The sequence below is a fragment of the Promicromonospora kroppenstedtii genome, from assembly GCF_044389675.1.
In the GTDB taxonomy this organism is placed as follows: domain Bacteria; phylum Actinomycetota; class Actinomycetes; order Actinomycetales; family Cellulomonadaceae; genus Promicromonospora; species Promicromonospora kroppenstedtii.
In genome coordinates this window covers 270,572-294,930 of record NZ_JBIRYI010000010.1, presented here as the reverse complement: position 1 = coordinate 294,930, position 24,359 = coordinate 270,572, and the positions used below count along the sequence as shown (strand labels likewise).

Genomic DNA, 24,359 nt, shown 5'->3' with positions numbered 1-24,359 from the left:
ACCACCCGCGCCAGCTCAGCCCCCGGCGCCCCGGCCAGCGCCTCCTGCAACACCTCGACCGGCCACAACCCCACCGGCCCGAACTCCGCAGCAGACTCCGACACCCCGCCGGACACGGCGTCACACCACCCCGGCTCCGGCGGCACATCCAGCCCCTGCCGCCCGTCATCGTCACCGAACAACGCCTCACACTCAGCGAAGAACGCCGCAAGCCACGCATCGTCGGGCATGGTGCCGTCCACGAACGGATCCTCACGCACAGCGGGCACCGAGCCTTCAACGCCGTTCGACCACTGCCTAACCATGCCAACACCTCCTCGAACTCGAATAGCGCCCGAACAACACCATTCCAGCGGACCTTTGTTCGACCCTAGGCCGAGCCACCCGCACCCGCTCGTTCTTCCGCCCGCCGCGTAACCCCGTTCCCCGAACGCGCGCGACCGCCCCTCCCGCTGCTACCGGAACGACAAATCACCGCTCCCGCGCCCGCCACACCAGCTTGCGCAGCTCGTCGAACCACAGCACGGTCGACGCCATCCCCACCGCCACGGCCCAGTGCGCCAGGTCGAGCCCCGCGGTACCGAAGGCGACCTGGAGGAACGGCACCTCCACGACAGCCACCTGGAGCACCACGCCCAGCCCGATCGCCGCCCAGAGCCACCGGCCGGCGAACATCCGGTGGAACGCGCTCGTGGTCTCCGACCGCGAGTTGAGCACGTTGAACAGCTGCGCCAGCACGAGCGTGGTGAACCCGGCGGTGCGGGCCACGGTGAGGTCGTCGCCGCCCTCGACCAGGCCGCCGGGCAGGAAGATGTCGATGGTCAGCAGTGTGGCCAGACCCATGACCAGGCCGATGCTCAGCACGCCGGTCCACATCCGGGCGTCGATGATCCGCTCGTGCGGGCCGCGCGGCGGCCGGGCCATGACGTCGTCGGTCTCGGGGTCCACGCCCATCGCCAGGGCAGGGCCCGAGTCGGTGACCAGGTTGATCCACAGGATCTGCGTGGCCAGCAGCGGCACGACGACGGCCTCCCCGCCGGCCGCTCCCTCCAGCCCCAGGACCCCGGCGAACACGACGCCGAACAGCACCGTGCACACCTCACCCATGTTGGAGGAGAGCAGGTAGCGCAGGAACTTCTTGATGTTGTCGAAGATGATCCGGCCCTGGCGTACCGCGGCGACGATGGTCGCGAAGTTGTCGTCGCCCAGGATCATCTTGGCCGACTCCTTCGTCACCTCCGTCCCGGTGATGCCCATGGCCACGCCGATGTCCGCGGTCTTCAGCGCAGGCGCGTCGTTCACGCCGTCGCCGGTCATGGCCACCACGTGCCCGTCAGCCTGGAGGGCGTCGACGATCTGCAGCTTGTTCTGCGGGGCCACCCGGGCGTAGACCGAGACGCCGCGCGTCGTCTCGCGCAGCCCGGCGGCGTCCAGCTCGTCGAGCTCCGTCCCGGTGACCGCCCGCGCGTCCGGCTCCACGATGCCCAGGTCGCTCGCGATCCGGGTCGCGGTGACGGGGTGGTCACCGGTGATCATCATGATCCGGATGCCGGCGCGGCGGGCCTCGGCCACGGCGGTGGCGACCTCGGGCCGAGGCGGGTCGATGATGCCGACCACGCCCAGGTAGACCAGGTCGGACTCGTGCACCTCCAGCCCTTCGGGCCCCGTGTCCTCGGGCACCCGGCGGTAGGCGACGCCGAGCGTCCGGTACGCCTGCCCCGACAGCCGCTCGACGGCCGCGAGCGCCGCGGCCCGCAGCTCGTCGTCGAGCGGCACGGCGGTGTCGCCGACCTGCACGTCGGTGCACCGCGGCAGGAGCACGTCGGGCGCGCCCTTGGTGACAAGGGCCCAGGCGCCGTCGCCGGGTGGGTCCACGAGCGCGGACATGAGCTTGCGCTCGGAGGTGAAGGGCACCTCGCCGCGCCGTTCGAACCCGGCGACGCGGTCGACGGTGCCGGCGAGCTTGTGCGCGGCCACGAGGAAGGCGGCCTCGGTGGGGTCGCCCTGGACGGTCCACTCGCCGTCGGCCCGGGTGAGCTGGGCGTCGTTGGCCAGGGAGCCGCCGCCGAGCACCATGACGGCCTCTCGGGTCAGGGCCTCGTCGGTCAGCGGCCCACCGCCGTCGGCCGGCCCGGCCACCGCCTCGCCGTCGGGCCGGTAGCCGACGCCGGTGAGCGTGACCTCCCCCGATGCCGTGACGACCCGCTGGATGGTCATCTCGTTCTTCGTCAGCGTGCCGGTCTTGTCCGAGGCGATGACGGACGCGGAGCCGAGCGTCTCGGCGGAGTGCAGCTTCTTGACGACGGCGCTGCGCCGCGCCATGGCCTGCACGCCGACGGCGAGGACCACGGACAGGATGGCGGGCAGCCCCTCGGGCACCGCGGCGACGGCGAGGGAGACACCGAGCAGCAGCACAGTCACGAGGTCGGCGGGCGTGCGGACGTCGTTGACGACGGCGGCCAGCACCATGACGACGACGGCGATGCCGATCACGGTGAGACCGAGCACCTTGCTGACGTGCGCGATCTCCCGCTGGAGCGGCGTCACCTCCTCCTCGGTGGAGTCGAGCAGTCGCGCGATGGCGCCCATCTGGGTGTCCATGCCGGTCGCCACCACCACGGCGCGCCCGACGCCCTGGGCCACGGCGGTGCCCTTGTAGACCATGTCGAACCGGTCCCCCAGCGGCGCGGGCGCGGGCAGCACGGCGGCGTCCTTGAGCACGGCCTCGCTCTCGCCGGTCAGCGAGGACTCCTGCACGCGCAGCGCGGTCGCGGTCAGCAGGCGGGCGTCGGCGCCGACGGCGTCCCCCTCGCCGAGCACGAGCACGTCGCCGCGCACGAGCTCGGCCGAGCGCACGGTGACGCGCCGCCCGTCGCGGAGCACCGTGGACATGGCCTCGGTCATGGACCGCAGCGCCGCGACGGCGCTCTCGGCCTTGCTCTCCTGGACCAGCCCGAGCACCGCGTTGAGCACCACGATCGCGGCGATGACGACGGCGTCCACGGGCAGGCCGTGCGCCCCCTCGACCCACCACACGACGAGCGAGATGGCCACGGCCACCAGCAGCAGGGCCACGAGCGGGTCCCGGAACTGGTCCAGCACCTTGCGCCACACCGGCACGGGCGGCCTGGACCGCAGCTCGTTGGGGCCGTCGTGGGCCAGGCGGCGCGCCGCCTCGGCGTCGGTCAGCCCGGTGGCGGGGTCGACGCCGAGGTCGGCGGCGACGTCGGCCGCGTCCCGTACCGACGGGTCCGGAGCGGGCAGCGGGACGGACGGCGGCGGTGTGCGCTGCTGTGGAGTGGCCACAGTCGATCATGACTCAGCAGGGCGGGTCGTACCCGATGTCCGGCAGCACGCGCGCCCACTGCTGCCTGGTGATCGTCTGCCCGGATCCGGAGCAGATCCGGTCCAGGGCGGCGTCCGCGTCGAGGTCCCAGAGGTCGACGGCGCCGTGCTCGGTCCGGACGGCGAGCACGTCCTCGCCCACGAAGCCGATCAGATCCTGCGTCGTGTCGCCGACGGGGATGCTCAGGTCGAGGACGGGAGTGTCGTCCGCGACCCGGTACACCCGCAGGGTCCGGTCGCGGCCGAGGGTGGCCAGCCGCCCGCCGTCCGCGGCGATCACCAGGTCGTTGACGTCGCCCGAGTCGGTGATCACGAACCGGGCCACGAGGTCGTCGCCGACCACGCGCCAGGTGCGCACGCTGCTGTCCCGGGCAGCGCTGGTCAGCAGACCGTCACCCGTCACCGCGAGGCCCGCGATCTGGTAGGTGTGGCTCTCGTCGGCGTCGAGCCGCACGGGCGACAGATGATCGGCCAGGTCCCAGAGCTCGATGGTCGAGGAGAACCCGCCCGTAACCGCCAGGACGGGCCGGTCGGGCAGGAACACCAGGGACGACCCGACCGTCGGGACCTCGGCCACGGGCTGGGGGCTCTCCGGCGACGTGACGTCGTAGAGGGCGATCGCGCCGCTGAACCCTCCCACGGCGAGCAGTGCGCCGTCGGACCGGAAGTCCAGGTCAAGTGGCATGCCTGCCGGCCAGGTGGCCACGTGCCGGGGGTGCGCGCGGTCGCTGAGGTCGAAGAGGTCGATCGCGCCCTCGCTCGCGATCGCCAGGGTGTTCCCGTCGGGGCTGAACTTGGACACCACCTCTCCGAAGAACGTGTTCGCGTCGGGTCCGGCGGCGACGTCGACCGGCAGGCGGGCCAGTTCCTCGGGGCGCAGCGGGTCCGTCAGGTCGGCGACGTAGAGGTCGCCGTCGGCCAGGCCGGCCAGCGTGCGCCCGTCGGCGCTGACGTCCAGGTCGCCACGATCAGCGGCAATCGACGCGCGCGCCCGGGGCTCCAGCGGGTCGGCCAGGTTCCAGATGCGGACGGTGCCGTCCTCCGGTGCGGCGTCCGGCCCGGCGTTCGACCCCGGGGTGGCGACCGCGAGGGTGTCCGAACCCGGCGTGAAAGCGATGGCGTCGGCGTTCATGGCGTCCCAGTCCGGCAGCGGGAGCTCCGCGAGCAGGGTGGGCTCGTCCGCGACGTCCCAGACCCGGGCGTAACCGTCCTCGCTCACGGCAGCGACCCGGTCCCGGTCCCCGTAGGCCAGCAGCGAGACCTGGCCCGGGAACCCGAGCGGGAGGGGCAGCGGACGGGGCGCGCGGAGTTCGCCGGAGTCCGTGACGGACCAGCGCACCAACGCACCGTCGGAATCGACCACCAGATGCCGGCCGTCCGGCGCGACGGCGGACCTGCGCACCCCCGCGAGCGGCTTCCCCACCACGGCGATTGCGGAGGGGTCGGCGACGTCCCACACGGCGAGCGTCGCGTCCGGTCCCAGGCTGCACCCGACGACGAGCATGCCCCTCGGCCGTGCGAAAGCGACCTCGTGCACGCCCTCCTCCTCAGTGCACGGCCGCCAGGACGCCACCGGTTCCTCCGCCGAGCCGGCGGCGGTGCCTGTGAGCGCCCACAGCCGCACGGACCCGTCGTCCGACCCGGTCGCCAGGGTGCGACCGTCCGTGGCGGCGTCCAGCGTGTCCCCGAGCGACGGCACCGCGAGCGGGGCCTGCTCGACCGGCGCCCGGGGGTCGGTGACGTCGGTCAGCACGAGCGTCTCGCCGTGCCCCAGGACGAGGAGCGAGGGCGTCACGAAGCGCGCCGAGTCTATGTCCTGGTGGCTCTCCATGGACCAGTCGGACAGCACCTCCAGCGTCCGTGCGTCGTACAGCCACACGTGCGAGACGATCTCGGGGTACGCCGGCACCTCGGCGCGGCCCGACCGCGCCACGGCCAGCAGCGACCCGTCGTCGGAGTACGCGAGCGCGCTCGCCTGCATGGTGAGCTCGCGCGGGATCTCGTCGCCCGCGACCACCGCGGACCGCGCCTGCGGCGTGGGCGCCAGCCGGTAGGCGGCGGCGAGGAGCTGGCGCGCCAGGCCCGGCTGGGTGTCCCGCACGGCGCCGGCCTCGGCGACCAGGGACCCGGCCAGGGCCCGGTCGCGCTGCTCGACGGCGCCGGACCGCTCAGTCAGCGCCCAGCCCGCGGCCACCACCGCGAGCACCGCGACCAGCGACAGCCCCGCCCACATGGCCCGGCGGAAGCCCTGGGACCGGCGGTGCTGGGCCACGTCGACGCCCAGCAGGTCGTCCTTGCCCCGGGAGTGGAGGGGCGCCGCCAGGGTGGCGACCGCGTCCTGGAAGACGGGGTCCCGCAGGCTCAACCGCTCGGGCGGCAGCTCCAGGTCGACCCACTGCGGCTCCTCGGTGAACCAGCCGCTCAGCGCGTGGGGCAGGGCCGTGGTCCGGTCCCAGTCGAAGTCACCGGCGACGTCGTCCCAGACGATCTGCCCGCCGGTGCGCACGATCAGCACAGGGCGCCGCGGCGTGACGCTGCGCCACTGCTCCACCTCGCGCCCCACCCAGCGGGAGCCGGCCGCGCCGGGCGAGGCGACGAGGATCATGAAGCGCGAGCCGTCCAGTGCCCGCCGGATCGTGCTCCACAGCCCGTCGGCCGGGTCCAGGGCGCGCCGGTCGCAGAAGACCCGCAGCGCCCGCAGCCGGTTCCACGGCCGCGCGAACAGGTGCAGCGCGTCGCGCAGGGCCGGGCCGACCGGGCCGTCAGCGTCGTGGCTGTAGGAGACGAACGCGTCGTAACCACCGTCAGGCACGTCGCCAATATACGGAAATGTCTCTTTGACCTGCGGCGCGACTCGCCGCGGTTCGGCTCACCGGGAAGCCGGCACCAGCACCTCGCTCATGTCTCCCTCGCGCCACTGCGCCAGCAGCCGGTGGAACGCCACGGGCCCCGGGCTGTACGACGTCGGCGCGCCGCCCTTCCGCGTGCCCTCGCCGTTGTAGTACCCGGGCGTGCACTCGGCCAGGAACGCCGAGCTGTCCTGGCCTGCCCCCGCCTCCGCGATGGTCGCGGCCCAGGCGTCCTGCGCCGCTTCCGTGGGCTCGACGTACCGGGCCCCGGTCTTGGCGGCCCGGGCGACGACGGCGGCGATGTGCGCGGCCTGCTCGGACAGGATGTGCACGAAGTTCACCGAGTTGGCGTTCTGCACCCCGCCCAGGTGGAACAGGTTGGGGAACCCGTGGGTGTAGAAGCCGTGCAGTGTGCGCGGCCCGCGTGCCCACGCACCCAGCAGGGTCGTGCCGCCCCGGCCGTGCACGGGCAGCGTGCCCGACACGACGCCCGAGACGCCCACCTCGAACCCCGTGGCGAAGACGACGCAGTCCACCTCGAGCTCCTGGTCGCCCACCACCACCGAGTTCTCGGTCATCCGGGTGACGCCCCCGTGGTCGGCGGTGTCCACCAGCGTGACGTTCGGCCGGTTGAACGCCTGCAGGTACTGGTCGCTGAACCCGGGTCGCTTGCACATGTAGCGGTACCAGGGCTTGAGCGCCTCGGCGGTGGCCGGGTCCTCGACGATCTCGTCCACCCGGGCGCGGATCTGGTTCATCTTGGCGAAGTCGGCGAGCTCGTCGAGCCGCTCGCGCTCGGCCGGGTCGACGGTCGTGTCCACCGCGCCCGTGATCATCTTGCGCTGCAGCCGCGCCGTGCCGGTCCAGCCGTCACGCGTCAGGTCTTCCGCGACGTCCTCGCCCGCGAGGATCGCCAGGAAGTTGTCCATCCGCTCCCGCTGCCAGCCCGGCTTCAGCCCGGCCGCCCACTCCGGGTCCGTGGGCCGGTTGTCCCGCACGTCGACCGACGACGGCGTCCGCTGCAGCACGTACAGGTGCGCGGCGTCCCGGGCCACGTGCGGGATGGCCTGCAGGCCGGTCGCCCCGGTGCCGATCACGGCCACGCGCTTGTCGGCGAGGCCGGTCAGGCCGCCGTCCGCCGTGCCGCCCGTGTAGCCGTAGTCCCAGCGGCTGGTGTGGAACGTGTGCCCGCGGAAGTTCTCGATGCCCGGGATGCCGGGCAGCTTGGCCTGCGAGAGCGTCCCGGAGGAGACCACGACGTGCCGGGCCCGCATCGCGTCGCCCCGGTCCGTGCGCACCAGCCACTCGTCGGCGTCCTCGTCCCAGGTCAGCTCCGTGACCCGCGTGTGGAAGACGGCGTCCCGGTACAGCCCGTAGTGCTCGGCGATCCGCACGGCGTGCTGCCGGATCTCCTCGCCGGGCGCGTAGCGCCACTTCGGCAGATAGCCCGTCTCCTCCAGCAGCGGCATGTACACGTACGACTCGATGTCGCAGTGGATGCCCGGGTACCGGTTCCAGTACCAGGTGCCGCCGAAGTCGCCGGCCTCGTCCATCATCCGCAGCGACTCCACCCCGACCTCACGCAGCCGCGCTCCGGTGACCAGGCCGCCGAACCCGCCGCCCACGACCAGCACCTCGACGCGGTCGGTCAGCGGCTCGCGCTCGGTGCGCGCGGTGTAGGGATCCTTCGCGTAGTACCCGAACTCCCCCGCCGCCCGACGGTACTGCGCCAGGCCGTCGGGCCGGATCCGCCGGTCGCGCTCCTGGCGGTAGCGCTCGCGCAGGGCGTCGGCCTCCGAGGTGGTGAGGAATCCATCAGTGCTGGTCAGGTGGGACAAGGCAGGGCCTCTCGTCAGCAGGTCGGCGGGTTCTCCCCCGCCGACCACATGAAAACGTACATGAATGTACGTTTTCAACCCCTGCTCCTGTGGCGTCCCGCACGGTGCCTCCCGTTACCCTCGGCGCATGGCGGTCGAACGAACAGTCGAGCGGACCGGCGAACCGACCCGGCGCGACGCGGCGCGCAACCGCGAGCTCCTCGTGGCGGCCGCTCGCCGCGCCTTCGCGCGCCGGGGGCCGGACGTGCCCCTGGAGGAGATCGCGAGCGAGGCCGGCGTCAGCCGCACCACGCTGCACCGCCACTTCGCGCACCGGGAGGAGCTCGCTTCGGCGGTGCTGGAGCACAACGTCGCCGACATCGAGGTCCGCGCGGCCGCCCTGTCCGCCGTCGACGACGGCGCCGAGCGGCTGTTCCACCACCTGCTGGACGTGCAGTTCGAGGTCCCGTGGCTCGGGCGCGTCGTGGCGGACGGCATGCCCGGGACCGCCGACCTCGGCGAGCGGACGGCGGCGGCGCTCGCGCCGCTGCTCGAACGCGCCCGCGCGCAGGGCCGCGTGCATCCCGGCGTCACCACCGAGGACGTGCTGCTCACCCTGCCCATGGTGATGGCGGTCCAGGCCGCCACGGCGGTCGGAGGCGCGCCGTCCCGCGAGAGCACCACGCGCGCCATCCTGCACCGCGGCCTGTTCACCACCGCGCCGCCGGCCGGCTAGGCGTCACGTGCGCGGGAACCAGCCGCGCACAACGCTGCGCCACGCGTCGTGGAAGGACCGCCCGATGCGCCACTCGTGCCAGGTCAGCGCGAGGATCACCGCGTCCAGCAGCACCAGCGCCACGACGCCGGGGCTGAGCACGAGCTGCACGACCTGGACGGCCAGCAGCACGCTCAGAGCGCCGACGGCCCACGGGTACACCCGGCGCGAGCCCGCCAGGAGCGCGGCGACGATCACCACCTTGACCACGCCGTGCAGCAGCAGGAACAGCCCGCCCGCGACGGCGGCCCCGTGGTCCAGCCCGGCCGCCTGGTCCAGCAGCAGGTTGGCCACCAGGTCGTGCGGGTCCTCCCGCAGCTCCTCGGCCACGGCTGCCCGGGTCAGCGCGAGGATCCGGTCCTGGTGCAGCACGAGCAGCGCGGCCCCCGCCACCAGCTCGACCAGGCCGTCCAGGCCCTTGAGCAGCACGCCCAGCACGAACGCCGTCTCGACCAGCAGCCGACGCCGTCCGCCGCCTCCTGCCGCCGGTGCGCCCATGGGGCACCACTCTGGTACCGGCGACGGCGCCCGGCCAGCGGGCCGGGCGCCGTCTCTTCCAGCGGGATCCTGGGACCTACGGACCTAGTACGACGACGTCGCGGCCTTCCGCTGCGGCCACAGCGCGATGGCCAGGCCGGCCAGGACGCTCAGGGCGTGCAGCCCGTTGTCGGCCGCGTTGATGTTGAGAAAGTTGATGTCCGGGTTGCCCACGGCGAACAGACCGTAGACGAAAGCGGCGCCGTACCCGGCCACGAGCAGCCAGCCGAACGTGCGCGCCCGGCCGAGCGTGGACGACAGGCTCACGCCGACGATCCCGATCAGCAGGTGCACGATGTTGTGCAGCGGGTTGATCGCGAAACCGAGCAGCGTCTGGCTGTGGTCGTGCTCGGCGAACCCGCTGAATCCCGTCACGAGGAACCCCGCGGCTCCGACGAGCAGGTAGACCGCGCCGATGATGAGGGCGAGCCACTGGGACACCCCGCGCGTGCGCGTCGGGGACATGGACTGGGTCATGGCTTTTCTCCGTTCTGTTCGGCGTGTGCCTCACAGAAGGTTCGGAGCGACGTCATGTCCGGATGGGTCCGGTTTCGTGAGGCACCACCCCGCTCCCGTGGCGAGTCCCGCGCGCCCGGGTGAAGGTGAGCAAGAACGACCACCGACCGAAGGAGAGACGTCATGGGCATCGACGACAAGCTCAAGAACGCCGCCGAGGACGCCGCCGGCAAGGCCAAGGAGGCGGCCGGCAAGGTCACGGGCAACGAGTCGCTCGAGGCCGAGGGCCAGGCCGATCAGGACAAGGCCTCGCTCAAGAAGGCCGGCGAGAACGTCAAGGACGCCTTCAAGGACAAGGACTGACCCTCACACGTCCTCGACGAGCCCCGCCTCGTACGCGAGGATCGCCGCCTGCACCCGGTTGCGCACCCCGAGCCGCGTCAGGATCGCACTCACGTGCGCCTTGACCGTCCCCTCGGACAGGTGCAGGCGTGTCGCCACGGCCTGGTTGGCCAGTCCCTGGCCGACCAGGCCGAGCACCTCGGTCTCGCGTGGGCTCAGCACGGCCACCCGTTCGGCCGCCGTGCGCCGGCGGGCGGGCTGCCCCGTGCGGAACCGCGTGATCATCCGGTGCGCGATGCGCGGGGACAGGTACGCCGCTCCTCCGGCCACCGCGCGCACGGCGATGATCAGCTCGCGCGGGTCGGCGGCCTTCAGCAGGAACCCAACCGCGCCCTCGTCCATCGCGCGCGTGACGTAGTCGTCCTCGTCGAAGGTGGTCAGCATGACCACCGCGGCTTCCGGGACGGCCCGCCGGAGCTCGGCGGCCGCGTGGAGGCCGTCCATCGTGGGCATCCGGATGTCCAGCAGCACGATGTCGGGGCGGTGCAGCCGGGCGAGCTCGACCGCCTGCGCGCCGTCCCCGGCCTCGGCGACCACCTCGATCTCGGGGTCGCTGCCGAGGATCGCCGCGACGCCGACCCGCAGCACGGCGTCGTCGTCGGCCAGCAGGACCCTGATCACGACTCCTCCCCCGCGGCCGGGATGCGGGCTCGCACGGCGAAGCCGTCGCCCGCAGGGCCGGCGGCGAAGGTGCCGCCCACGACCCGCACGCGCTCGGCGAGGCCGAGCAGGCCGCTGCCACGGCTCGCCGGGCCCGGCCCTGGCTCCCGACCCGCCGCGGTCCCGGCGTTCGTCACCTCGACCTGGAGCGCACCCTCGTCCCGGCGCACGCGCACGGTCACCGCCGCGCCCGGCGCGTGCCGGGTCGCGTTGGTCAGGGCCTCCTGCACCACGCGGTGCGCGGCCTGCTCCGCCAGGCTCGCCGTCTGGTTCGACACTGCCGCCGACACCACCGCCGACGTCGCCCCCGGCCCGTCCTCCAGGCGCACGTCCAGCCCGGCCGACGCCGCCCGTGCGACGAGCGCGGCGATCGTCTCGTCCGGCGGCGCGAGCCGGCCGCCCGCGTCCGGCCCGTCCCGGAGCGCGCCCAGCACGGTGCGCAGCCGGTCGGTGGCCTCCATGGCGGTCTCGCGGATCCCGGCGACCGCCGCGCGGTCCTCGGCGCGGTCGGCGGAAGCCAGCCCCGAGGACACCTCCAGGGCGCCGGCACGCACCGCGATGAGCGCGAGGTCGTGACCGACGAGGTCGTGCAGCTCGGCGGCGATCCGGGCCCGCTCCTCGGCACGGGCGCTCCGGGCGACCAGCTCGCGCTCGCGCTCCAGCCGCGCCGCCCGTTCGACCGCGAGCCGGGCGATCTCGGCCTGCTGCCGGCGGTTGCGGCCCGCCAGCCAGGGCGCGACCACGAACAGAGCCAGCAGCATCGCCCCCGTGGCGGCCGCGCCGAGGTCCACGAGCGCGAGGGCCGCCGTCACGACCGCCACGCCGGACAGCACCCACCTCGCCCCGCGCGCCCGGCGGTGCCGGCCCTGCAGGTACGCGAGCGGCGCGAGCAGCGGGAAGCCGAGCTGGCGCCAGAGCGGCAGGTCGTCGGCGCCGATGCTGTTCAGCAGCGCCAGCAGGGCCAGGGCCGCGAGACCGGCACCGCCGACCACGTCGGCGCGGTTCGGGCGGCGGTCGGTCACGTCGGCGACCCTACCGGGCGGCGTCGGACCAGCTGCCCGGTCCGCGCCCCCAGCACGACGAGCCCCGCCAGCGCCGCGACCAGCAGCGTCAGCACGACCGGGAGCGCGAAGTAGGCCAGCGAGGACCACGGGAACGTGCGACCGCCGCTGAGGACCGAGGCGAGCGCCGGCAGGTAGGCCAGCAGCAGGGCGGGGAGCACGAGCCAGGCCAGCCGGAGCCCGGTGCGCCACCGCGCGCGGCCCGCCTGCCGGGTGGCCCAGCGCGGCGCGCGCCGAACGCCCACGACGCCGAGCACGACGGAGGCGAGCAGCAGGGCGCCGAGCACCAGGTCGGCGGTGTGCGTCCCGTCGGCGGCGCCGGGGGTCTCGCCACGGGTGAGGGCGACGAGCCCGTCCAGGGCGGTGCGGGTCACGTCGGTGAGGCTGGCACCGTTGGTCATGACGGCGATGCCGTACCCGGTCGCCGGGTCGATCCACTCGACGGCGCGGTAGGTCATGACGAAACCCGAGTGCCAGGCGGTGCCGTCGTCCTCGGTGTGCCAGCCCAGGCCGTAGGGGCCGGCCGCGGACGGCGTGTGGGCGGCGTCGAGCGTGGCGGGCGCCACGAGCCGCGGGCCGTTCCCGGTCTGGGCGATCAGCCAGCGCCCCAGGTCGTCGGCGGTGGTGATGACGCCGGCGCTGCCGGTGTCGTCGAACCATGCGGGTTCCTGGCGCGGTACCCACGCGCCGAAGAGTGAGGTGTAGCCGGCGGCGGGCCGCACGACGTCGTCGCGGGTGGCGGTGCCGGTCATGCCGAGCGGCTCGAGCACACGCTCGGCCAGGAAGTCGCCGAACGCCTGCCCCGAGGCCACCTCGACGAGGCGGGCGGCGACGTCGAAGTTCACGTTGCAGTAGTGGTAGGCCGTGCCGGGGTCGGTAGCCAGGGCGTCGTCGCGCAGGCGGGCGACGTAGTCGGTGCGGGACGTGGCCTCGGCGAGGTCGGCGACGTCGACCGTGGTGTCCGAGAACCCGGAGGTCTGGTCGAGGAGCTGCCGGACGGTGATCTCGTCGACGCGCGGGTCGGCCAGCTCCAGCTCGGGGAGCTGGCGGGTGACGGGAGCGTCGAGGTCGATCGCGCCGTCCTCGGCCAGCACCAGCACGGCCATCGCGGTGAACGACTTGCTGACGGACGCGATCCGCATGGGGGTGTCCGCGGTCACCGGGGCGCCGGTGGAGTCGTGCCCGTACCCGGCGGCGTGGACCACCCGGTCGCCGTGCGTCACCACGGCGGACAGGCCGGGCACCCCCGAGGCCTCGTGGAGGTCGGCGAGGTAGGCGTCGATCGCCTCGGGGGTGGGCGCGGACGTCGTCGCGGCGGCGGGGCCGGCGCCCGCCGCCGCGAGCCCGAGCGTGAGCAGCACGGCGGCGAGGCGCCTGGTCAGGGGTGTTTTTTCCATGTGCCGCACGCTAGGGAGCGCCGCGCCCCGGCACATCGGTCAGGTTGCCGGAGCACCCCTGACGAAAGTCATAGCCCGGCCAGCGTCGCGCGCGCCCCCACCCGGTGCAGGGAGTCGAGCGCGTCGAGGTACGGCTCGACGAACCGCGGCTCCTCGACGAGCGACCCGAACAGCGCGGGGGCGCGCAGGAACGCCAGGGGGTCGGCGCGCTGGGACCTCGCGAGCGGGACCAGCCGGTCCGCGAGCCGGTCCACCACCTCGATCGGCTCGCCGTGCTCGTCGACCCCCTCGGCGTACCGCGCCCAGCTCGCGACGACCGCCGCCGACAACCTGACCTCGCCGCCCGTGCGGAGCTGGTCGCGCACCAGCGGCACGAGGAACTTGGGGATGCGGTCCGACGTCTCCGCGCCCAGCCGGGCAAGCGTGTCGCGGACGGCGGGGTTGCCGAACCGCGCCATCAGCGTCGCCTTGTACTCCTCCAGGTCGACGCCGGGCACCGGCGCCAGGGTCGGCGTCGCCTCGCGGTCCATGAACCCGCGCACGAACCGCGCCAGGTCGGGGTCGGCGACGGCCTCGTGCGCGTACTCGTACCCGGCCAGGCGGCCGAGGTACGCCATGGCCTGGTGGCTGGCGTTGAGCAGCCGCAGCTTCATCAGCTCGTACGGCTCGACGTCGGCCACGAGCTGCACGCCCGCGTCCTCCAGCGGCGGCCGGCCGAGCGGGAACCGGTCCTCCAGCACCCACTGGAAGAACGGCTCGGCCACCACGGGCCAGCGGTCCTGGACGCCGAACCGCTCGGCCACCAGGGCCCGGTCGGCCTCCGTGGTGACGGGCGTGATGCGGTCGACCATCGAGCTCGGGAACGCGACGGCGTCGTGCACCCACCGGCCCAGCTCGGGGTCACGCAGCCCGGCGAAGGCCGCGAAGACGGCGCGCGCCATCTCGCCGTTGCCCTGCACGTTGTCGCACGACATCACGGTGAACGGCGGCAGGCCGCGCGCCCGCCGTCGGGCCAGGGCCTCGACCACGTAGCCGAACACGGTGGCCGGGACGGCCCCGGGCCGGGCGTCGGCGACGACGCCCGGCGCGCTCGCGTCGAACGCGCCGGTGACCTGGTCGAAGTTGTAGCCGCCCTCGGTGATGGTGAGCGACACGATGCGGGTGTCGGGGTGGGCCATGCGCTCCAGCACGGCCTCCGGGTCGTCCGGCGCGAACAGGTACTCCACGATGCTGCCGACCACCCGGGCGTCGAGGTCGCCGTCGGCGTGCTTGGTCACCAGCGTGTACAGGCCGTCCTGCGGCAGCAGCGCGTCGCGCATCGCGGCGTCGCCCGGCAGCAGGCCCACGCCGCAGATGCCCCAGTCGCGGGCCTCACCGCGGCGCAGCAGGTCGTCGACCGCGAGCGCCTGGTGCGCCCGGTGGAACCCGCCGACGCCGAGGTGCACGATGCCGACGCGGATGCCGGTGCGGTCGTACGGCGGGGCGGCGAGGTCGAGCATCGTCACTTGATCGCTCCCATCGCGAGGCCGCGGACGAGCTGCTTCTGCGCGATCCAGCCGGCGAGCACCACGGGCACGATGGCCACGGTGGCGGCGGCGGACAGGACGGCGAGGAACTGGCCGCGGCCGTCCACGAAGCTGGTCAGGAACGGCGGGGTGGGCCGGGCCACCTGGGCGGTGAGCAGGTTGGCGAGGAAGAACTCGTTCCACGCGAAGATGAAGCAGATCAGGCCGGCCGCGGCGACGCCGGGCAGCACGATGGGCAGCACGACGCGGAAGATCTCGGTGCCGAGGCGGGCGCCATCGAGCTGGGCGGCCTCGATGACCTCGCGCGGCACCTCGGCGAGGAACGAGCGCATCATCCAGACGGCGATCGGCAGGTTGACGCCCACATAGAGGACGGTCAGCCAGGTGATGTTGTCGAGACCGCCCACGGACTGCAGCAGCAGGTAGACCGGGATGATGGAGGCCGCGACGGGCATGAAGCGGGTCGAGATGAAGAAGAACAGGGCGTCGCGCACGTTGGTCACGGGCCGGATGCTCAGGGCGTAGGCGGCGGGGATCGCGAGGGCGAGCACGAGGAGCGTGGACCCGAGGCTCGCGCTGAACGAGTTGATCAGGTACGGCAGCATGTCGCGGTCGAAGACGGCGCCGAACCGGTCGAGCGTGAGGTCGGGGGCGAACGTGGGCGGCGACGTCGCGGCCTGGTGCTCGGGCTTGAACGCGGTGAACACCATCCAGGCCACGGGGAAGAAGAACATGAGCACGAGCACCCAGGTGACCACGGTGATCAGGGCCGCGCGCAGGCGCGAGGAGGTCATCGGTCGATCCCTTCCTTGGAGAAGACCTTGAACAGGGTCCGCAGCGCGACGGAGGCCACGACGATGGTGACGAGCACGGTCATCACGCCGTACGCGGCGGCCTCGCCCACCTCCAGGCCGACGAACGCCCGCTCGTAGAGCAGGTAGGACAGCGTCTTGGTGCCGCCGGTACCGCGCGTCATGATCGCGATCGGGTCGAAGACCTGGAGCAGCATGATGGAGGCGAGCAGCACGGCGATCTCGACGTACTGCCGCAGGTGCGGCAGCGTGATCTCGCCGAACGTGCGCAGCGCGCCGGCGCCGTCGACGGCGGCGGCCTCCAGCACGTCCTTGTCCTGGGCCTGCAGCCCGGCCAGCAGGATGAGCATGACGAACGGCGTGTACTGCCAGGTCAGCACCAGGATGATGGTCAGCATCGGCAGCTCGGTGTTCCACGCGACGGGCGGCAGGCCCACCAGCCCGAGGCCCCAGTTGGCCATGCCGGTCGCGGCGTCGAGCATCGACCACTTCCAGATCAGGGCCGCGGCGGCGGGCATGACCAGGAACGGCGTGATCATCAGGGTGCGGGCCACGCCGCGGCCCACGAACTTTCTGTCGAGCAGCACCGCGAACAGCATGCCGAGCAGCGTGGAGGCCACCACGGCGCTGCCGGTCACGGCGACGGTCGCGCCCAGCGAGGACAGGAACGAGCCGTCGCGCAGCACGCTCACGTAGTTGTCCAGGCCGGCGAACCCCCGGTCGCCGGGGCGCAGCATGTTCCAGCTCTGCAGCGAGTAGTAGATGGTCAGCAGGAACGGGATCTGGGTGAGCACGATCGAGGTGGCCAGCGCGGGCCACAGCAGGGCGCGCGAGACGGCCAGGCGGCCTCTGCGGCCCGAGTCGCCGGCCGGCGCGGCACCCGAGGGCCGTCGCCGGGTCGGGCTGGTCATGAGTGCGGTCATTTCTGGCCCTCCTGGGCACCAGGCCCCGCACGACGGCGGGGCTGGGTGCGGGGAGCACGTGCTCCCCGCACCCGGTTCCGGCTACTTCTGGGCGTCGCCCGCGTCCTGGGCGAGGTCCTGGGCGCGGTCGAGCACGGGGCCCAGCTCGCTCCGGCCGGCGAAGACGTCGGCGAGGTCCTGCGAGACCTGGTTGCCGAGGTCCTGGAACTCCGGGATGGTCACGTACTGGATGCCCGTCCACGACTGCGGCGCCACACCCGGCTGCTCCGGGTCCACGGCGAGCATGATGTCCCGCGTGATGGGCGCGAACGCGGCCGCCGCCTCCTCGTACTCGGGGATCTCGTACGTGGAGTTGCGGGCACCCGGGGGCACGCGGCTCCAGCCGAGCTCGGTGCCCACGAGCTGGTGGTACTCCTTGCTGGTGGCCCACTTCACGAACTCGACCGCGGCGTCGCGGTTCTGCGTGGTCTCGGGGATCGCGAGGTTCCACGACCAGAGCCAGCCGGACTCCTCGGTCTCGACGACCGGCGCGTGCGCGTAGCCCATCTTGCCCGCGACCTGCGACGACTCGGGGTCCTCCAGCAGACCGGCGGCGACGGTGGCGTCCACCCACATCGCCGAGCGGCCCTGGCTCACGTTGTTCAGGCACTCGGTGAACCCGGTCGAGACCGGGTCGGCCTCGCCGGCGTCCGCGACCAGGTCCACGTAGAACTGCACGGCCTCGGCGAACTCGGGCTGGTCCACCTGGGCGTTCCACTCGGCGTCGTACCAGGCGCCGCCGAACGTGTTCACCACCGTGGTCAGGGGCGCGAAGACCTCGCCCCAGCCGGGCTTGCCGCGCAGGCAGATGCCGTCGACGTCGTCCGAGTCGACCTCGCGGGCGATGTCCGCGACCTCCTGCCAGGTGGGGTGCTCGGGCATGGTCACGCCCGCCTCGTCGAGCAGCTCCTTGTTGTACATGAGCATCGAGGACTCGCCGTAGAACGGGACGGCGTAGAGGGAGTCGTCGACCGTCAGGGCGTCCTTGACGGGCTCGAACAGGTCGTCGACGTCGTAGTCCGCGTCGGACTCCAGGTCGCCGCTCAGGTCCGTGAGCCAGCCGTTCTGCGCCCAGATCGGCACCTCGTAGGAGCCGACCGTGACGATGTCGTACTGCCCGCCGTCGGTGGCGACGTCCTTGGTGACGGCGTCCCGGAGGTCGTTCTCCTCCATCTGGATGAAGTTCACCGTGATGTCCGGGTGGTCCTCCTCGAAGGCGGACTTGAGCTCCTCCATGTCCTTCATCTGGGGGTTGTTGACGGTGGCGAGCGTGAGCTCGACCGGGCCGCCGTCGGAGCCGGCGGCGCCGCTGTTCCCGCCGCCCCCCGCCCCGGCGCAGGCGGTCAGCGTCAGCGCGAGCGCCACGGCCGCGATGCCGGCGGGCGCGGCCTGACGGCGCGCAGTTCTCGTGAGCTTCATTGCTTCGACCCTTCTGGTCACGTCTGGTCACGTCGTCGTGAGGTGCACATCGTGGGCCGGGCCGTCAGGGGGGTCAACGAGCCCGTCTCGAAACGTTCACCGGGGCTGTGGAATCGCACAGACCTGCCGCTTCCGGGCGGCCGACGGCGGGGTACGCCGGGGCGCGCCTGATCCGGCCGGGACCGCGGAGGGCCAGGTTCTGGCAGGTTTCCGCCCCCGCTCGGCGACCGGAAACCGCATCCCGCACCGGGCACCAACTGCTCGCCGCAGGAGACCGATCGGTCAGGCCCCGAGGGGGCAGGGCGTCAGACCTGGACGATCTCCGCGCCGGCCGCGTGGAACGCACGGGCCCGGGCCGCGCCGAGCTGGGTGCCGGTGATCATCGCCTCGAAGTCGTCCAGGCCGGCGAACCGCACGAAGCTCGTGACACCGAACTTGTGGTGCGCCCCGATGAAGATCCGGCGGCGGCTCACCTCGATCGCGGCGGCCTTGACGCTCGCGACGACGGGGTCGGGAGTGGTCAGGCCGTCCTCGACGGTCACGCCGTTCGCGCCGATCAGCCCGAGGTCGAGGCGGAACGTGCGCAGCATGTCGACGGCCGCGCCGTCCACCACGCCCAGCGTCTTGCCGCGCACCCGCCCGCCGATGATGATCACCTGCACGTTCGGCCGCGCCGACAGCTCCGTCGCCACCGGCAGCGAGGACGTGACCACGGTCAGGTCCCGGTCCTGCGGCAGGGCCCGCGCCGCCAGCAGCGGCTGGAAGCCCTCGTCCACGAAGATGGTGCGCGCCTCCCCCAGGCGCCGGGCCACCTCGGCGGCGATCCGCGCCTTCTCCTCGGGGAAGCTCTGCCAGCGCTGCGACAGCGCCGTCTCGAACGAGCTGGTCTCCACCGGGAACGCCAGCCCGTAGCTGCGCCGGATCAGGCCCTGCGCCTCCAGCTTGCGCAGCTCACGCCGTACGGTCTCCTGCGAGACGGCGAGCATGCGCGCGGACTCGCTCACCTCGATGCGGCCGCGCCGGCGCACCAGCGCCAGCAGCTCCTTGGACCGCGGGCTCTGCGGGTCGGCCGCCACCGAGGGCGCGCCGGACTCCGGTGTCGCCTCGGGTGTCGCGGCGTGCACCGTCGCCCTGTCCCCCGTCGTCGGGCCCACGGCCCAGAGTCTGCCGGGAACGGCCGGATTTCGGAAGGTACTTCACCCGGCGAGCAGCGCACCCCGCGCGGCGCCCGCCAGGGCCTCGGCCAGCTCCTCGACCCGCTCCGGGTCGGCCGGGATCTGGGGCGTGGCCACCCGCAGCCACGCGGGCCGCGGCGGCGTGACGAACGTGCGCGACGACGGCGTCAGGACGATGCCGCGCGCTCCGAGCTCGACGAGGGCCTCGTCCTCGTTCTCGGCGCGCAACCACACGACCAGGCCGCCCGGCGGCGTCGCCGTGCGCACGTCGCGGGCCGCGAGCGCCCGCGCGAGGTCGCGGCCGCGGTCGGCGTACCAGCGGGCGGAGTCGGCGACGAGGGTGCCGACGCTGGGGGTGGCCAGCAGGTACGCGAGCGCGTTCTGCAGGATGCGGCTCTGCGCGAGGATGCCGTGGCTGCGCAGGCGCCGGACGCCGAGCACCACGTCGCGGGCGCCGCCGACGACGGTGGTGCGCAGGTCGAGGCCGAACGCGCGACAGAACGAGGTGATCCGCACGACGCGGCCGGGCAGCAGCTCGCCGAGGCTCGGCGGGCGCACGGGAGCCAGCGGCCCGAGCACGTCCTCCTCCAGCACCCACGCGTCGGGGGCGTGCTCGGTCAGGACGGCCGCGAGCTCGGCCAGGCGCGCCGTGGTGACGCCGCCCTGAAGGGAGAACTCCCCTCCGGGCTGGTAGACGAACGTCCTGGCGCCGGCGGCGAGCGCGCGCTCCAGCGCGTCGGGCAGCGGGCCGGCGGCGTCGGAGGCGACGCCGACCACCTCGAAGCCGACGGAGCGCAGGTTGCCGATGGTGCCGGAGACGGCGGGCTCCTGGACGGCGATGAGGCCGCCGGGCGCTGTGGCAGCCTCGGCGGTGAGCAGCGTGGCCTCGCCGGCGCCGCTGACGGTGACCCACTCGGCGGCGTCGAACGGCCAGTCCTGGCGCACGGCGTCCAGCAGGGCCGGGGTGATCGCCTCGCGGCGCAGGGAGTTGGTCTGGGGTTCGCGCAGGCTGTGCGCGAAGGCCTCCAGCAGGTCGGGCAGCCGGTCGGTCGTGGGGTGCGCGGACGACAGGTCCACGGAGGACCAGCCGGCGAACACCGGCGCCTCGCCCGCCCGCGGCCAGGTGGGCGCGCCCGTCGGGCCGGACACGATGGTGCCGCCGCGGCGGCGCGTGGTGACCAGGCCGCGGTCCACGAGCAGCGACCAGGTGCCGGCCACCGTGGAGCGGCCCAGCCCGGAGGCGTGGGCGACCTCCTCGATGGTGGGCAGCCGGGTGCCGGGTGCCAGCACGCCCTGCTCGATCCACGCGGTGAGCTGCTCGGCGAGCGCCGGGCCGGACAACCCGCGCACCGAGGTGATCAGGTCGGTCGGCGTGGCCGGGGTGGTCCCGGCGGCGTCGGATCCTGTGGTCGTCATCGCCCCTCGCTGCTCGTTCGGTAGCCCGTTCGCGGCCTGCCCGGAAGATCCCGGGCTCTTATCATCCAGATGTATATCCGCCACTCGCACCTTAGTCTCATCAGGCGGACGGCGGGGACATCGGCTTGGAGCGATCGGCTCACCGTGGTTAACGTCTACCCGTGATCATGAATCTTCCATCACATATGGGTGTGGTGGACACGGCCGACCGGGTCCGCTCCGGTCGCGAGAGCGCGCGCTCCGTCGCCGAGCGCGCCCTCGCCCGGGCGGACGCCGTCGACCCGGCCGTGCGGTCCCTCGTCTGGCGCGACGACGACGCCACGCTCGCCGCCGCGGACGCCGTCGACCGGGCGCTGGCAGCCGGCGTCGACCTGCCGCCGTTCGCCGGCGTGCCGATCACCATCAAGGACACCTTCGCCGTCGCCGGACAGCCCTGGACCCGCGGCTCCCTCGCGATCGACGACACGCCCGCGACGGACACGGACCTGCTGCCCGCTGCGGCGTTCGCGGCCGGGTTCGTGCAGCTCGGGCGCGCGGCCACGCCGGAGCTCGCCATGACGACGTCGTGCGAGAGCCCGCGCTCCGGCGTCACGCACAACCCGTGGGACCTGGACCGCTCCCCCGGCGGGTCGAGCGGCGGTTCCGCCGCGGCCGTCGCCGCCGGGATCGTCCCGGTCGCCCTGGCGAGCGACGGCGGCGGCTCGCTGCGGGTCCCGGCCGCGTTCTGCGGCCTGGTGGGCCTCAAGCCCGGCCGCGGCCTGCTCCCCCAGCGCGTGCAGGGCTGGGAGGGCGGCGCCACCGAGGGCGTGGTGACGCGCACCGTGCGCGACACCGCCGCCGTCGTGACGCACCTGGCCGCGCCCGACCCGCTCGCGTGGTCGCGCGGCCCGGCCGCCCCCGACTACCTCGCGACGCTCGACGACGCGCCCCGCCCGATGCGGGTCGGCCTGCTCACGCGCTCCTGGGACCCGCGCATCCACGTCGACGCCGCGTGCGTCGCCGCGGTGGAGGACGCCGCCGACGTGCTCCGCGGCCACGGGCACACGGTCGTCGCGCTCGACGCCCACGAGGGCGGCGCCGAGCTCATGGACCTGTACCCGGGCGTCGTCATCCCGGCATGGCTGCAGCAGACGCCGCTGGACCACCCCGAGCGCCTGCAGCCCTACATCCGGCGGGTCATGGACCAGGCGGACACGCTCGGCGCGGCCGGCTACGTGCGCGGCGCCGTCCGGATGCGTGCCCTGGCCCGCACCGTCACCGAGTCCCTGTTCCACGCCGCCGACGTCGTCCTCACGCCGACGACGGCGACCCGCGTACCCGCGAACGGCGTCGTCCTGGACGAGCTGACCCGGCAGGCGCCGTCGCGCGAGTCGGTCATCTACGAGCGCACGCTCGCGTTCACCACCGTCCCGAGCGTGCTCGGCGTGCCCGCCCTGACCCTGCCCACCCACCTGGACGACGACGGTCTGCCGCTCGGCACCCAGCTCGTCGCACCGCAGGGCGGCGAGGGGCTCCTCCTGCGGCTCGGCCAGGTCCTGGAACGGCACTACGCCTGGGACCACCGCCTGCCGCCCCACCACCCCGAAGGAACGAGACAACGATGACCTCCCGCTCCACGCGCCGGACCACCCGGCCACTGACCCGCACGCTCGCCGTGACCACGGCCCTCACGCTGACCGGCGCGCTCGCCGCGTGCTCGGCCGGGGGCGACGACGCGTCCGGCGACGGGTCCGGCGAGACCCTCAAGGTCGCGGTGTACGCCGGGTCCTGGGGCGAGTCGTTCGCCAAGGCCTTCGTCGAGCCGTTCGAGGAGGAGACGGGCGCCACCGTCGAGCTGGTGCCCGGCGGCCCCGCCGACTGGCTCACCGCGCTGCGCTCCACCAAGGGCGGCACGCCCGCCTACGACGTCGTCGCGTTCACGCCCAACGTCATCCCCAGCGCGGTCTCCGCCGGCGTCGTCGCCGAGCTCGACACCGCCCAGATCGAGCAGTTCGGCCAGCTCAACGAGGTGCTCGCCGAGCAGAGCAACGTGGGCGGCACCCAGTACGGCCTGCCCCTGACCGTGGGCTCCACGGGCATCGCGTACCGCACCGACAAGGTGGACGAGCCGCCGACCGACTGGTCCGACCTGCTCGACCCGGCCTACTGCGGCCACGTCGCCGTCTCGCCCCTGACCTTCAACACCGGCGTCGAGTTCCTCGCGGGCCTGATCAACGAGGCCGGCGGCTCCATCACCAACCCGGAGGACGTCGACGCCGCGTTCGAGCAGCTCGAGACCCTCAAGGACTGCGCCTCGACGTTCCCCGCCGACGGCACCAGCGTCGAGACCGCGCTCTCCAACGGCGACGCGTGGGTCGCGGCGCACTGGGACGGCCGCGCGTTCGTGCAGCAGAACGCGGGCGAGCCCATCGGGTTCGCCTACCCGGCGTCGGGCTCCGTGGGCGCCCTGACCTCGCTGTTCGTCACCGAGGGCACCGAGCAGGAGGAGCTCGCGTACACGTTCCTCGACTACGTGGCCTCCAGCGAGTACCAGCCCGTCTTCTCGGAGGGCACCTGGTACGCCGCCTCCAACGACCAGAACGAGTACCCCGCGCAGTTCGACGGGCAGATCACCAGCGGCCAGGGCGCGTACGACGACTTCGTGTGGGTCGACTACGAGACCATCACCCCGCAGCTGCCCGACCTGCAGGCGCGCTGGCAGGAGATCTTCGGCTGATGACCGCCACACAGGGCCGCGTGGAGATCCGCGGGCTCAGCGTCGGGTACGGCGGCGACCCCGTGCTGGAGCTCGACGAGCTGACCATCGAGTCGGGCGAGTTCCTGTCCGTGCTCGGCCCGTCGGGCTGCGGCAAGTCCACGCTGCTGTCCGTGCTCGCCGGGTTCGTCACGCCCACCACGGGGACGGTCCTGATCGACGGCGAGGACGTCACCCATGTGGCGCCCAACCGCCGCGAGACGGGACTCGTCTTCCAGAGCTACGCGCTGTTCCCGCACATGACGGTGCGGCGCAACCTGGAGTACGGGCTGCGCACGCGCCGCGTGGCGAAGGCCGAGCGGGACGAGCGAGTGCGCGACGCCCTGAAGCTGGTCGACCTCGCGGACTTCGCCGACCGCTACCCGCAGCAGCTCTCCGGCGGGCAGCAGCAGCGCGTCGCCATCGCCCGCGCGCTGGTCACCCGGCCGCGCGTGCTGCTGCTCGACGAGCCGCTGTCCAACCTCGACGCCAAGCTGCGCCGCCAGATGCGGCACGAGCTGCGTGAGCTGCAGCGCGAGGTCGGCACCACCACCGTGTTCGTCACGCACGACCAGGCCGAGGCGCTCGCGCTGTCGGACCGGGTCGCGCTGCTCGCGCACGGCGACCTCGAGCAGCTCGGCACACCCGAGGAGCTGTACCGCACGCCGCGCACCCGGTTCGCCGCCGACTTCGTCGGCGCCGCCAACCTCCTTCCGGTGCACGACGGCGACGGCGGGCCCACGGTGCTCGGGCGGCCGGTGCGGCTCGCCGGTGCTACCGGGACCGTGGCCCTGCGGCCCGAGCACGTGCGGGTCGTCGAGGCCGGCGGCGACGCCGCCCCCGCGACCGTGCTGTCCGTCGGGTTCGCCGGCGAGCGCTACGAGTACCGCCTGCGCACCGCCGACGGCACGGAGCTGCTCGCCAGCCCCGCGGACGGCGGACGGCGCTTCGCCGAGGACGAGCCGGTCGGCCTGACCTGGTCCGACGACGCCCTGCTGCCCGTCGGGGCGGCCTGA

General features: G+C 73.5%; 19 protein-coding genes and 1 pseudogene. 5 read left to right on the top strand and 15 right to left on the bottom strand.

Annotated features, from left to right (window positions below):
- The 4 genes and pseudogenes from ACH47X_RS17790 to ACH47X_RS17775 form a co-directional block, all read right to left on the bottom strand.
- A pseudogene (locus tag ACH47X_RS17790) lies at positions 1-242 on the bottom strand (HNH endonuclease); the annotation flags it as partial.
- 229 nt (positions 243-471) lie between these two features.
- Positions 472-3,306, bottom strand: coding sequence for a cation-translocating P-type ATPase (locus tag ACH47X_RS17785; RefSeq protein ID WP_397405851.1), 2,835 nt, complete (start codon positions 3,304-3,306; stop codon positions 472-474).
- A gap of 13 nt (positions 3,307-3,319) precedes the next feature.
- Positions 3,320-6,157, bottom strand: a complete 2,838-nt coding sequence (locus tag ACH47X_RS17780) for a hypothetical protein (protein ID WP_397405850.1) — start codon at positions 6,155-6,157, stop codon at positions 3,320-3,322.
- A 57-nt stretch (positions 6,158-6,214) separates the two neighbouring features.
- Positions 6,215-8,032 carry a flavin-containing monooxygenase gene (locus ACH47X_RS17775; protein ID WP_397405849.1) on the bottom strand — a complete coding sequence of 606 codons (1,818 nt, stop codon included), beginning with the start codon at positions 8,030-8,032 and terminating at the stop codon, positions 6,215-6,217.
- 127 nt (positions 8,033-8,159) lie between these two features.
- Between ACH47X_RS17775 and ACH47X_RS17770 the strand changes: the two genes are divergently transcribed.
- Positions 8,160-8,747 (top strand): TetR/AcrR family transcriptional regulator, encoded by a 588-nt coding sequence (locus ACH47X_RS17770; RefSeq protein ID WP_397405848.1) that lies wholly within the window; start codon positions 8,160-8,162, stop codon positions 8,745-8,747.
- Positions 8,748-8,750: 3 nt separating this feature from the next.
- Here the strand turns inward: ACH47X_RS17770 and ACH47X_RS17765 are convergent, their stop codons facing one another.
- Positions 8,751-9,284, bottom strand: coding sequence for a DUF2127 domain-containing protein (locus tag ACH47X_RS17765; protein ID WP_397405847.1), 534 nt, complete (start codon positions 9,282-9,284; stop codon positions 8,751-8,753).
- 84 nt (positions 9,285-9,368) lie between these two features.
- Positions 9,369-9,800, bottom strand: coding sequence for a DUF4383 domain-containing protein (locus ACH47X_RS17760; protein WP_142035991.1), 432 nt, complete (start codon positions 9,798-9,800; stop codon positions 9,369-9,371).
- A gap of 162 nt (positions 9,801-9,962) precedes the next feature.
- Between ACH47X_RS17760 and ACH47X_RS17755 the strand changes: the two genes are divergently transcribed.
- On the top strand, positions 9,963-10,142 hold the full coding sequence (locus tag ACH47X_RS17755) for a CsbD family protein (protein WP_036966580.1): 180 nt from the start codon (positions 9,963-9,965) through the stop codon (positions 10,140-10,142).
- Between the two features lie 3 nt (positions 10,143-10,145).
- Here the strand turns inward: ACH47X_RS17755 and ACH47X_RS17750 are convergent, their stop codons facing one another.
- The 9 genes from ACH47X_RS17750 to ACH47X_RS17710 form a co-directional block, all read right to left on the bottom strand.
- Positions 10,146-10,802 (bottom strand): response regulator, encoded by a 657-nt coding sequence (locus ACH47X_RS17750; protein ID WP_397405846.1) that lies wholly within the window; start codon positions 10,800-10,802, stop codon positions 10,146-10,148.
- Positions 10,799-11,863 (bottom strand): sensor histidine kinase, encoded by a 1,065-nt coding sequence (locus tag ACH47X_RS17745; protein ID WP_397405845.1) that lies wholly within the window; start codon positions 11,861-11,863, stop codon positions 10,799-10,801. Before ACH47X_RS17745 ends, ACH47X_RS17750 begins: the two co-directional genes overlap by 4 nt.
- On the bottom strand, positions 11,860-13,299 hold the full coding sequence (locus tag ACH47X_RS17740; RefSeq protein ID WP_397405844.1) for a serine hydrolase domain-containing protein: 1,440 nt from the start codon (positions 13,297-13,299) through the stop codon (positions 11,860-11,862). Before ACH47X_RS17740 ends, ACH47X_RS17745 begins: the two co-directional genes overlap by 4 nt.
- 68 nt (positions 13,300-13,367) lie before the next feature.
- Positions 13,368-14,798 (bottom strand): mannitol dehydrogenase family protein, encoded by a 1,431-nt coding sequence (locus tag ACH47X_RS17735; RefSeq protein WP_397405862.1) that lies wholly within the window; start codon positions 14,796-14,798, stop codon positions 13,368-13,370.
- Positions 14,799-14,800: 2 nt separating this feature from the next.
- Positions 14,801-15,619 carry a carbohydrate ABC transporter permease gene (locus tag ACH47X_RS17730; RefSeq protein WP_397405843.1) on the bottom strand — a complete coding sequence of 273 codons (819 nt, stop codon included), beginning with the start codon at positions 15,617-15,619 and terminating at the stop codon, positions 14,801-14,803.
- Positions 15,616-16,560 carry a carbohydrate ABC transporter permease gene (locus ACH47X_RS17725; RefSeq protein WP_397405842.1) on the bottom strand — a complete coding sequence of 315 codons (945 nt, stop codon included), beginning with the start codon at positions 16,558-16,560 and terminating at the stop codon, positions 15,616-15,618. Before ACH47X_RS17725 ends, ACH47X_RS17730 begins: the two co-directional genes overlap by 4 nt.
- Positions 16,561-16,641: 81 nt before the next feature.
- On the bottom strand, positions 16,642-18,018 hold the full coding sequence (locus ACH47X_RS17720) for an ABC transporter substrate-binding protein (RefSeq protein ID WP_397405841.1): 1,377 nt from the start codon (positions 18,016-18,018) through the stop codon (positions 16,642-16,644).
- 305 nt (positions 18,019-18,323) lie between these two features.
- A complete protein-coding gene (locus tag ACH47X_RS17715) occupies positions 18,324-19,172 on the bottom strand; it encodes a DeoR/GlpR family DNA-binding transcription regulator (protein WP_397405840.1) in 849 nt (282 codons plus the stop codon).
- A gap of 42 nt (positions 19,173-19,214) precedes the next feature.
- Positions 19,215-20,609: an aminotransferase class I/II-fold pyridoxal phosphate-dependent enzyme gene (locus ACH47X_RS17710; RefSeq protein ID WP_397405839.1), complete on the bottom strand. Its 1,395-nt coding sequence runs from the start codon at positions 20,607-20,609 to the stop codon at positions 19,215-19,217.
- A gap of 167 nt (positions 20,610-20,776) precedes the next feature.
- On the opposite strand from ACH47X_RS17710, the gene ACH47X_RS17705 reads away from it, so the two are divergent.
- From ACH47X_RS17705 to ACH47X_RS17695, 3 genes are read left to right on the top strand one after another with little or no spacing between them, the layout of a single operon-like run.
- Positions 20,777-22,213 carry an amidase gene (locus ACH47X_RS17705; protein WP_397405861.1) on the top strand — a complete coding sequence of 479 codons (1,437 nt, stop codon included), beginning with the start codon at positions 20,777-20,779 and terminating at the stop codon, positions 22,211-22,213.
- Entirely contained in the window at positions 22,210-23,325 is a 1,116-nt protein-coding gene (locus ACH47X_RS17700) for a PotD/PotF family extracellular solute-binding protein (RefSeq protein WP_397405838.1), read from the top strand. The genes ACH47X_RS17705 and ACH47X_RS17700 overlap by 4 nt, the downstream gene beginning before the upstream one ends.
- Positions 23,325-24,359, top strand: a complete 1,035-nt coding sequence (locus ACH47X_RS17695) for an ABC transporter ATP-binding protein (RefSeq protein WP_397405837.1) — start codon at positions 23,325-23,327, stop codon at positions 24,357-24,359. Before ACH47X_RS17700 ends, ACH47X_RS17695 begins: the two co-directional genes overlap by 1 nt.